This is a genomic window from Candidatus Binataceae bacterium (genome assembly GCA_036495685.1).
Taxonomy (GTDB): domain Bacteria; phylum Desulfobacterota; class Binatia; order Binatales; family Binataceae; genus JAFAHS01.
Window position 1 is genome coordinate 1 of the sequence record DASXMJ010000019.1, and the last position, 10,775, is coordinate 10,775.

The 10,775-nt window shown below is 58.3% G+C and carries 9 protein-coding genes; 2 read left to right on the forward strand and 7 right to left on the reverse strand.

Annotated features, from left to right (window positions below):
- From VGI36_01690 to VGI36_01705, 4 genes are all read right to left on the reverse strand, one after another.
- On the reverse strand, positions 1 to 1,052 hold a 1,052-nt coding region (locus tag VGI36_01690), incomplete at its 3' end, for a cobalamin-independent methionine synthase II family protein (protein ID HEY2483827.1).
- Positions 1,053 to 1,159: 107 nt separating this feature from the next.
- Positions 1,160 to 2,083 (reverse strand): intradiol ring-cleavage dioxygenase, encoded by a 924-nt coding sequence (locus VGI36_01695; GenBank protein ID HEY2483828.1) that lies wholly within the window; start codon positions 2,081 to 2,083, stop codon positions 1,160 to 1,162.
- A gap of 8 nt (positions 2,084 to 2,091) precedes the next feature.
- A complete protein-coding gene (locus VGI36_01700; GenBank protein HEY2483829.1) occupies positions 2,092 to 3,231 on the reverse strand; it encodes a maleylacetate reductase in 1,140 nt (379 codons plus the stop codon).
- Complete coding sequence (locus VGI36_01705) at positions 3,194 to 4,885, reverse strand: FAD-dependent oxidoreductase (GenBank protein ID HEY2483830.1); 1,692 nt, start codon at positions 4,883 to 4,885, stop codon at positions 3,194 to 3,196. The genes VGI36_01700 and VGI36_01705 overlap by 38 nt, the downstream gene beginning before the upstream one ends.
- A 490-nt stretch (positions 4,886 to 5,375) precedes the next feature.
- Here VGI36_01705 and VGI36_01710 point away from each other — a divergent pair, with 490 nt between their 5' ends.
- Positions 5,376 to 6,605 (forward strand): cytochrome P450, encoded by a 1,230-nt coding sequence (locus VGI36_01710; GenBank protein ID HEY2483831.1) that lies wholly within the window; start codon positions 5,376 to 5,378, stop codon positions 6,603 to 6,605.
- A 69-nt stretch (positions 6,606 to 6,674) separates the two neighbouring features.
- Entirely contained in the window at positions 6,675 to 7,235 is a 561-nt protein-coding gene (locus VGI36_01715; GenBank protein ID HEY2483832.1) for a MarR family transcriptional regulator, read from the forward strand.
- A gap of 185 nt (positions 7,236 to 7,420) precedes the next feature.
- Here VGI36_01715 and VGI36_01720 read toward each other — a convergent pair whose 3' ends face one another.
- The 3 genes from VGI36_01720 to VGI36_01730 all read right to left on the reverse strand — a co-directional run bounded on the left by VGI36_01720 (position 7,421) and on the right by VGI36_01730 (position 10,552).
- A complete protein-coding gene (locus VGI36_01720; protein HEY2483833.1) occupies positions 7,421 to 8,896 on the reverse strand; it encodes an aldehyde dehydrogenase in 1,476 nt (491 codons plus the stop codon).
- Between the two features lie 115 nt (positions 8,897 to 9,011).
- Positions 9,012 to 9,344 (reverse strand): hypothetical protein, encoded by a 333-nt coding sequence (locus VGI36_01725; protein HEY2483834.1) that lies wholly within the window; start codon positions 9,342 to 9,344, stop codon positions 9,012 to 9,014.
- 5 nt (positions 9,345 to 9,349) lie between these two features.
- Positions 9,350 to 10,552 (reverse strand): aromatic ring-hydroxylating dioxygenase subunit alpha, encoded by a 1,203-nt coding sequence (locus VGI36_01730; protein HEY2483835.1) that lies wholly within the window; start codon positions 10,550 to 10,552, stop codon positions 9,350 to 9,352.
- Positions 10,553 to 10,775: the final 223 nt, after the last annotated feature.

Genomic DNA, 10,775 nt, shown 5'->3' on the forward strand with positions numbered 1-10,775 from the left:
TCGGGAATCGGGTTTCCTTCCCAGACCGTTCCGAAGCCGCACTGGGTCGAAAGCGCCAGCTGCTCGCGGGGGAAGAAGCGACTCGCCTCCTCGATCCGCTTCTCCACCGTCTCGGCAGGTTCGAGTTCGATGCGCTTGGTCGAGATCAGTCCCAGCACCACCGTCTTGTCGGCCGGAATCGCGCGCAGCGGCTCGAACGATCCGGACCGCCAGTCGTCGTATTCGAGCAGGAAGCGCGAGAAGTTCGTCGCGCGCTTGAACACCTTGGGAGCAATCGAATCGTAGCCGCCCTCGCCCACGTAATATCCTTTGTTATTTCCCCGGCACAGATGGAGCGCGAAGGTGACCCCCTTGACCTCGGCGACTGAGTTGATCAGGTCAATTCCTTCGCTGAGGAGCCGCTCCGGATCCACTCCTATGTCGGCGAAATCGGTGCGGGCTCGTTCAGGGTCGCACAGCATGCCGAGCTCCGGCGCGTCGATCTGGATATACTCGCATCCAAGCGCGGCAAGTTCTCTCGCCTCGTCGCGCACGATCGCAGCCGCATCCGCGAGCAACGCGAACGGATCGGGATAGGCGTCGCGCGAATGCTCGCGCGACCACCTGAGCGTCATGATGAGCGGACTGGGTAGGGTAACCTTGAGAGGCTTATTCGCCCGCCCTCGCGCATAGGTGAATTCCTCGTTGGTGAGCGATCGAGTGCGGCGGATCTTATCGACGACCGCGAACTGGACGGTGATCTCGGTCTGCTCTGCGCGCTGGCTCTTTTCGTGTGGAAGTTTCCACACTCGTTTGAATGCGGGGATTTCCCTGACACCGGTGATCACGTCGGTGAGCGGTGCGATGAAATGCGTACGCCGCATTTCTCCGTCTGTGATGATGTCCACCCCGCATCGCTCCTGCAGCGTGATCGATTCGTCGACCGCGCGATCCTCGCTCTTTTTGAACTCACGGGTACTGATTTCGCCGGCGGTCCACTGCTTGCGCGCCTTTTTCAGGTAATCCGGACGCAGCATCGATCCGATCACTTCGGCGCGGTATTTGATTTCCATTGCGTTCTCCTACCTGCGGGGCCCGTATCTAACGTGCCCTTTCAAACACGACCTGTCGTTCGCCACTCATGTCGAGTGTCATCAAGATTTCCCTCGCCGCCGACCCCTCAAGTCCCGCTCGCGGGCGCGGCAACGGGCTGCGTGGGCGTCAGCACGAAATTCCACTCGACTTCCCAAAATGGGGTATTCAATCGCAGCTGAGCGGCTCGTTCCTGATCTTCAACGCGTCGAAAATCAGCGACGAGCGAGCGCTTCACTCCAAAAACCGCATCTTCCTTTAGATACGGGCAATCCGGCGTAAAGATGTGAGTGACGACGCGCTCGAAGCCCGGCTTTTCGACGATGAAGTGAAGATGCGCGGGGCGGTAGGTATGGCGACCAAGTGTCGCCAACATCTTTCCGACCGGACCATCACTGGGAATCGGGTAATAATGAGGCTTGGCCGAACGGAACCAATAGCGGCCTTCGTCATCGGTTTCGAAAAGGCCTCTCAGATTCCATTCAGGCTGGATGCCTTTCTGTTGGACATCGTAGAAGCCGTCTTCGTTCGCCTGCCACACATCAATAGTCGCGCCTGCGATCGGCTGCCCTCGGGTATCAGTCACTCGTCCGCGCACCAGGAGCGGCTCACCTTTGCCGTCAAGATTGACGTTCGCGCCATTTTCCAGTCGCGGTGCGCCGGCCACGTAAAAGGGCCCGAGCACTGTATTTTCGGTGGCGCCTTCCGGACGCGCATGGTTGATCGTATCAACCAGCATGGACACACCCAGCACATCCGACAGCAGAATAAATTCCTGGCGCCACTCGGTGCACATTTGTCCTGTTTGGGTCAGGAATTGAATCCCCGCGAACCATTCCTCGGGTGTGATGGCCGCTTCCTTTACTGCCGCGTGCAGATGCCGCACCACGGTGGTCATGATCTCCCGCAACCGCGCATCGGCTTGAGGTCCCATGCGCGCATTGACCACCTCTTCGGAATGGTCCGCATCAAAAAAAGCCGCGTCGCCCTTGTTGCCTTTCTCACTCGACATATCGACTCTCACTTCTGCGGTGCCTCTCCCGCCCAGGCACGAGCAATCAGGCTTCGTATACCTTCTCGCGTGAGCGGGCGCGGATTCCAATAAGGGCTCACCATCGCGCGATCTGCCGCATCGTCGATCGCGCTTTCCGGCATTCCTAGTTCACGCAGCGCCCGTGGAGCACCGATCTGCGCCAGCAGATCGTAAAGTCCCACAGCCGGCTCTTCGCCGAGAATCGGTTGCAGCCTTGCTATCACGTCGGGCACCGCTGGCGCGTTATACGCTAGCGAGTGTGGCAGCACGATTGCGTGTGTCTCCGCATGCGGCAGGTCGAACGAGCCGCCGAGCGTGTGACAAAGCTTATGGTGCAGCGCCATCCCAACTGCGCCGAGGCATGTGCCGCACAGCCATGCGCCGTACAGTGCGTCCGATCGCGCTTCACCATCCGAAGGATTTGCAGCGATGAGGGGCAATGCGCGTCTCAAGGCTCCGACACCTTCTACAGCCATCAAAGAGATAATTGGATTGCGCTCCTCGGCATACAGTGCTTCCACGGCATGGGCGATTGCGTTCATTCCGCTCATCGCAGAGAGCCTGGGTGAAAGCGTCATCGTCAAATCGATGTCGTATATGACCACCTCGGGTTGCACCTTCGGGTCGGTGATCGTTTTTTTGGTACCCGCGGAGGTCTCGCCGAGAATCGGCGTCATCTCAGACCCAGCATAGGTTGTCGGGACGACGACTTGCGGAAGGTCGGTTCGCAAGGCGATTGCCTTACCCAGCCCGGTCGTCGACCCACCACCGATGGCAACCAATCCGTCGATATTGAGCTGGCGCACAACCTCCATCGCTCGTTCTGTCACGGCGACTGGCGTATGCATCGTTGCGTGCGGAAACACACCAGCTGCTCGCGACCCCAGGACGCGGGCCAAATCTTCCGCAACGCCGCGTTGTTCCGGCGTAGATAGTACGAGCGTGTGTTCAAGCCCGAGGCCCTCGAGTTCAGCGCCAAGGGACGAGATCGTGCCGCGCCCGAAAAGGACGCGAAATGACCGTGAGCTGTACGTGAAAGGATTCACAACCCGGTCTCGCGCTAGACCCCGCGATGTTGCATGTCGCGCGTCATGCGATCGCCTCCGCTCCCGGTTCCGTGTGCTCATACCCGACCAGACGCGAAAGCACCCGCTCGCAGTCTGGTGGCGAGCCCCTGTCACGCCAAGCGAGAATTTGATCCGGCCGGATGAGGACCAGATCCGATTCGTAGAGCTCGCGAGCCTCCGCCGATTCGAGGCTCAGCGTCGTAAGTTCCACGCCAAGTTGCTGCGCTGCTGTTTTGAAATTCTCAGCACGCCCCGGCTCGCCGCCAAGCTGCAGAAGTGTCCATTCCGAACCGAAAAGGTCGAACAGGCTGCGCCCGTCTTGTAACCACAGATGGGGCGGGCGCCCACCAGGTGAGCCCGTCGGAACGTAAACGTTTGCTGCATCCGGCGGCGGGCTCGTTCCATCGGGAACGATGGTCGGCGAACCATCATAGCGACCCCCGAATGTCACGCCAGGAATGTTGAATTCCCGGCGTACGTATCCGTTCAGAAACTCACCTGCGCGAGCACGTGCCTCCGCCCCTTCCGGCGTATCGATCTCTATTGCCGGATCAGGAATAAAGTTGCCGATCTCATTCGCAAATTGTCGGGCATACCCGGTGTTACGAAGCGCGACTTTGCGCCGTTCATACGCATAGCTCGCGAGCAACGACGGTCCCGCATTGCCGCGCACGGCCATCGCGAGTTTCCACCCGAGATTCACCGCGTCTTCGACAGCGGTGTTGTAGCCGAGCCCGCCCGCGGGCGTGAACAGGTGCGCCGCGTCGCCACCGATGTAGACCCGACCGGCACCAAAACTCTCAGCCACGAGCGCATGACCTGCAATCCACGTATCTGCCGCGAGAACATCGATATCGAGCGGCGTCGCCGTCACTTGTGACAAGAGCTCTCGTGCCCGCGCTTCGCTTACGCTTTCATCTTCGCCCGGTTTGAGCTGCGTATGCAGGGCAAATTCTTCCTTGCCGTCGACAGCGGCCAGCCATGACCGGCGCGTCGGATTAAATGCGCAATACATCCAGGCTCGGTCATGGCGCAGAGTCTCGTAGAACTCGGGAGCGCGAAAATAGACGGCCACCATCTTGCCGCCAAAAAAATCGCGTACGACGCCAGTCTCGCCGCGATAGCGAATATTCAGTTTGTGCCGCACTGTACTGCGCGCACCGTCGACGCCGACTAGATACTCGGCCTTGAGCGTTTGTATCTGGCCCGAGTCGAGATTCTGAACTCGGGCCATCACTGCGTCGGCTTTCTCGGTGAAATCGAGCAATTGCCAGCCGTAGTTCAGGGAAATCGTCGCTTGTTCGGCAGCGTGTCGCCGCAGCACCCGCTCGACATATTTCTGGGAGACCCGATGAGGAAGCTCGGAAGTACTCCACGAGCCCGTCAGGTTTCGAGCCATTTCGGCGGCTTGTCTCGCGGAAGGCAGGCGAATTCGCGCAAGTTCGATCCCGCCATAACGGGTAAAGTATGCAATGTCGGTTGGGTAATCCGGGGGCAATCCGAGCGCTCGCACTTCCTCAGCGAAGCCGAGTCTTCGAAAATGTTCCATCGTTCGCGCCTGCGTCGCATTGGCTTGTGGGTTCAGGGCGGTACCAGTTTTTTGATCCACCAACATCGCGTGGATACCGCGGCGACCCAGCTCGATCGCAAGCGTGAGCCCGCATGGCCCGCCGCCGACAATCAGAACCGGTGTGACATTCGGCATCGCTGCCATCAAAGAGGCCTCCCTCGATTCTGCGAATGGCGCGAGCCAGCCTTCCGGCACAGTTGTGCGCCTTGCACCGACATTCACTTTCCAGACCAAGCTAGGAAAATTGACCGATTTGGTCAAGGGGTTTGACTAACTCAGGTGCTCGACCGCAGAGCCGTAAATCATTTCAGCACCGGCATTCACCCTCCAGTCGCGGGGTCGGGGAGTCTGTGTCGCAAACCAGATAAGCCAATCCCGCGCTGTGAGCGAGGTAATCTGCGCCTCGACCAAGCTATGGAACACGCCACGCCGAAGTCCTGCAGGAGCGAAGCCCAAGTTCTGTTCTCTCGCATCAAGAAAATTTACTCTGCCCAAATAAGGCAAGTTACTTGACTAGATGGCCGATGTATCTGGATAATTCTGCTTCAGACAAACCTGGGCGGCGCGCCGCATCCGAGCAGGCGTCGACAACTATCTCGATACGACCTCAGGCGATTTCTCAAGGTTGATGATCATGAATTTGAATTTGACAGTAGATAGACACACTCCGACCGCTTTGGCGTCGCTCGAGATCGATCCGTTTGACACGCTGTTCTTGTCGGACCCCTACGCGTTCGACGGCAAGCTCCGCGACGCAGGTCCCGTGGTGTGGCTGGAAATCTGCGGTGTCTACGGGATGGCCCGGTATTCGGAAGTGAGCGAAGCTCTAAAGGACTGGGAGACCTTCCGCTCGGCTCGGGGCGTCGGACTCACCGACTTTGCCAAGGAAGAAAATTGGAGACCGCCATCGTTACTGCTTGAGGCGGATCCGCCACTCCACAGCCGCACGCGCTCTCTGATGAACAAAATCGTCTCATTGTTGGCAGTGCGGAACTTGCGGTCGACATGGCAGGCCAAAGCTGAAGAGCTTGTCGACCGGCTCGTGAAGCGGCGCTACATCGACGCTGTCACGGACTTGGCCGAGGTGTATCCGCTGCTGGTGATTCCCGACACTATCGGATTGCCCGATAAGAGACGCGAGCTGTTGCTTACCTATGGAGCGGTTAACTTCAACGCATTTGGTCCCAGGAACGCGCTTTTCCAAGACTCCCTCGCAGCGGCGTCTCCAGAGGCTATCGATTGGGTTGCGGCCGGGTGCCGGCGGGAGAACCTCAAGTCTGATGGTTGGGGAATGGCCGTCCACGAAGCGTCGGATCGAGGTGAATGCACGGCCGAAGAGGCCGAACGGCTGATACGTTCGTTTCTTTCTGCCGGACTGGACACCACAGTGAACGGCATTGGCAACATGATCTTCGCCTTGGCTAAACATCCGCAGCAGTGGCAGCTCCTGCGTGAAGATCCGAAACTGCTCCGAAAAGCATTCGAGGAGTCGCTGCGCTGGGACTCGACCGTTCAGACCTTTTTTCGGACGACAAGCCGAGATGTCGAGATCGGAGGGACCACCATTCCCGAAGGGTCCAAGGTGCTTTTGTTCCTCGCGGCGGCCAATCGGGACCCGCGCCACTGGGGAGAAGATGCGGAACAGTTCAACATCCGACGCGCAGTCAGCGGTCATGTCGGATTCGGCTTCGGAATTCATCAATGCCTCGGTCAGATGGTAGCCAGACAAGAAGCCGAGCTGATTCTTGAGGCGCTGATCTCAAGAGTTGCGGAAGTCCGGCTTACTGGCGAGCCCAAGCGCCGCCTGAACAACACCCTTCATGCCTTGGCCCAGCTGCCGGTAGAGCTGACGCCCGCCACCTAACGAAGTGAATTAACCTGTTAAACTGTGGAAGGAAAAACCCTCTCCAATCTAGACCTAGTCGAGACCCGAATGGTTCATCCAGCGAAGCGCACACGAGCAACCAATAGCCCCACCAGGATCCGCACTACCGAATCTCTGTTCGCAAACACTTCGGCTGAATGGCGGCACACCAACGTCGGTCGCCTGCTAAACAATGCCGTTCGCCGGTTCGAAACACGAGTGTTCGAGCTGCTCGCGGAGGCGGGACACACTGAGGCCCGCCTGAGTCACCTGAACTTGACTCGCAATCTGGACGCTGGCGGGACGCGAATGATTGATCTCGCCCGCCGCGCCGGCGTGACCAAGCAAGCTATCGCTGAGCTGATCGTGCAGTGCGAGGAACTCGGCTTGGTCACGCGCGTTTCGGACCCTACGGATGGTCGCGCCAAGCTCGTGAAATTCACCGAGCGAGGCCTCGAGTGGCTTGCGGCATTTGGAACCGCACTGAAGCAGGCTGAACACGAAATGCAACAAGAACTAGGCATTCTGCGCGTAGACGGTTTGAAGACCGCCCTCAAAGCATATGCCGATGCCTTCGATCCGCTGGATCGCAACGGAACGCGACGAAAACAAACCGTTGCGGACGACTAAAAGACGGGTCGCTTCCGTAGCGTAACAACGCGATGACCAATCTCACAGAAAACCGTCGGATCCGCGAGTAGGTCATTCCCCCGATCTGAAGGGTCTTTAACTTTCCTGCGAGCTGGCGGCTGCCCAAGACATCCATCGACATCCGAGTAGCGTCGAGCGGGCAAGACACACGACGAACCACCGTGTCAGGCCGCGACGGCCCTTGGCAGGTAGATGGCCTTGGTCTCCAGGAAGGCCTCGAGACCTTCAGGACCTGCCTCCCGGCCGAGGCCCGACTGCTTGAAACCGCCGAATGGCACACCAGGATCGAGCTGCAAACGGTTCACGGAGATATTGCCGGTGCGCACCCTGCGGGCGATTCGCTCTCCGCGGTCCAGATCCGTTGTGAACACAGTCCCCGATAGACCATAGATGCTGTCATTGGCGATCCTGACCGCATCTTCTTCGTCGCGATAGCGAATGAACGACACCACCGGGCCGAAAATCTCCTCGCGCGCGATCGTCATTTCAGGAGAGACCGCGTCGAAAATCGTCGGTTCGACGAAGAAGCCTCGGCTGAACTCGCCCGTGCCGCCGCCGACCACCAGATCAGCCCCTTCCTTGCGACCGGTCTCTATGTAGGAGAGTACTCGTTGCTGCTGCCGGCGCATCGACAGTGGCCCCAACCCAACCTCCGGATCCCGAGGATCACCGACTTTGATCCCTTGCACCGCATCGCGATAGGCGTCGAGCACTTCGTCATGCCTGCGTTCTGAAACAAGTATTCGCGTTTGAGCGAAGCAAATCTGGCCACTGAAAGGCATCGAGACCGGCGTGACTGCAGGAATCGCCGTGGCCAAATCCGCATCGTCGCAAATGCTCGACGCCGACTTGCCACCGAGCTCGAGACTGACGCGCGCCACGCGGTCGGCGCACACGCTCGCGATATGGCGGCCGGCAGCGGTCGATCCGGTGAAGCTGACTTTGTCGACCCGTGGGTTGCGGATCAGGTGGTCGCCGGCCTCGCGTCCTGCCGGCACGACGTTCAGCACGCCCGGCGGCAAACCCGCTGACTCGGCGCACTCGGCTACAATCAGCGCATCGAGCGGTGTTTCCGGGCTCGGCTTCGCAACCACCGTGCATCCGGCCAGCAGCGCTGCTCCCAGTTTCTGGGTCAACAAGATCAACGGTGCATTCCACGGCAGCACGAGCGCGCATACTCCGACCGGCTCGCGAATTATCCGCGCAATGCCTTGGGGAGTCCGCCGCTCTTCTTCAAACGGGAAGCTGGAAGCGAGATCGGCGAAGAAGCGATAGTACGTGGGAACCAGATTGATAATCATTCCCGCAAATCCCTGAACCACGCCGACCTGAGCTGTCCACACGCGTTGGAACAGAGGCAGCCGCTTTTCAATCTCCTCCCCGAGTCGACGCAGGACTGCGGCGCGCTCCAGCGGAGTCATTCGCGGCCAAGGACCGCGCTCGAACGCCTCAGCCGCCGCTGCCACTGCATCGTCCATGTCCGCCGCTACCCCACTTGGAACGGAGAACTGCGTCTTCTCGGTCAACGGTGAAATAATCTCGAGCCGCTCACCCGACGTGGGTTGGCGCCAACGTCCGCCGATGTAGAATCGGGTACGAACGTTCTCGCTGATTTCGGCCGGATCGAATCGGTCGATCATCTCTTCTCTCTTCGGGTTGTTTTTTGCCATCGCACTATCCCGACCAAACACCTAGTCGAGCGATCTTCCGGCTGACGCCTACGGCTAAATTGTCGTTGAGGCTATTGCCCACCTACTAACGGCGATCGGCCAGAATCAACCTTTCAACGGACAGGCTGTCCTCGGCCACCGATTTCTTCCATCCCAGATCGATCGGAATGGTCGCTTCCATATAGGCCAGGCCCAAGCGATAGAGATTTTCATCCTCCGGCCCCAGGGGTGTTCCCCACGTAATTTTCCCAAGATACTGGATGAGGTCTTCCATATGCGGTTGTACGGCCGCGCAAAACTCTGCCACATCTTTCAGGGTCGAGCGGGCTCTCATTGCATTACGCTCCGACTCTTTCTCCAAAGCCCAAGGCAACCACCGCTCCAGATCTTGGAATTTCTGCGGAAAATGACGCGTCATTTGAGTCATCGCCCCTCACCATTCGAAAGCAAACGAGCGCGATTGCGATAGTGATGGGCGACTACCAGCTCCTGGAAGGAAAGGAAAAAGTTTGTCACCGCACCATTTTCAAGCGCGCTCTGCTGCCTTTCGAGCAAGTAGAGATCTTCTTGCGCAATTTCTCTGGTCACGACATACGAAAATTCCTGCGCTACACGCTCCCCATAGGTTTTCGGGTTGCGTAGGAAGGTGTTGAATTCACACAGAGTCCGGTCCGCAGCCAATGGCCAGGCATAGACTTCGATAAACCAGTCTCTTCCCGTCAACATGATCAAGTTCGGGAAGAACTTGACGACATCGAACGCCCATGAGTCTATTTTCCCGAAGTTCACGCCAGCCGGCAGGCCGCTAGAATCTGAATCGAACGAAGGGAACGCCCGAGCGGCGTACTTATAAGCCAGCTTCTCAGTTGGACTCCATTTGTGCTCCGGATTTGCCGCCGTCGCTATGCGTGCATGCCATCTCATCACTTCAACGGCGGGATTGTGCCGCATCGGATTGTCGGAAGAGCCCAAGTAATCCTTCGCGGTGTTCTTGTGAACAAATAGCGTGTGATAGGCCTCCGAAAACGCATCCATGCAAAGATTCCAATTCGTACGGATCGTCGCGCTGGTTAGCCCGGTGGATCGGAAATTTTCAAAAAATCCTTCGTAAAGATCAGGGGAGGCAAGCTCGCCCAGCCAGGAGTCGAGGTTCTCCGCGTCCTTGTCGAAATTGAGGAAGATGAAAGTGTGGCGCACCTCGCAGCGGATCTCGCGCAGCCCCAGCGCCTCACTCTCATGGGGCGGAAACTGATTGCTATCGGTCATCGCGCGAAGACTGCCATCAATGTTGTAGGTCCATCCGTGGTATCCGCATGAAAAACCTTGGCGGCTATTTCCCGCTTCCTTGCAGACAAGCAGATTTCCGCGATGCCGACAGACATTGTGAAACGCTCGAATCCGGTTTTCCTTATCCCTAACGATGAGGACGTTATAGTTCAGCCCCGGGATCCTTCTGGTTTTGTAATCACCGGGATTAGGCAGGTCGTAGTCGTGTCCAATCGGCAGCCAGGCCTTCTTGAAGATCCGATCAATATCTTTTTGATAGGCCTCTTCTGTGAACATACCTTGAACATCGACGTTAAACTCGATCCCAGCGAGATCGCCTCTAATTGGACTTTCAGCCATCACGAATCTCCATAAACTTTCGATCGCGACCAAACGTAGAGCGACAGCTTCACTAAGCTCCAATGACGAGCGCCCCGATGATAGGAACCGGGACTTGAAGAAGTCAAGCTACTTGTCCAATGGCCGCTCGGAACTGCCGAGTAGCCGATATCAGAAGCTTAAGACGCATGTTCTTCCGTGCCGCCCCCAAACCAACAAGGATTCAAGACTGCGGGCCGTCCAA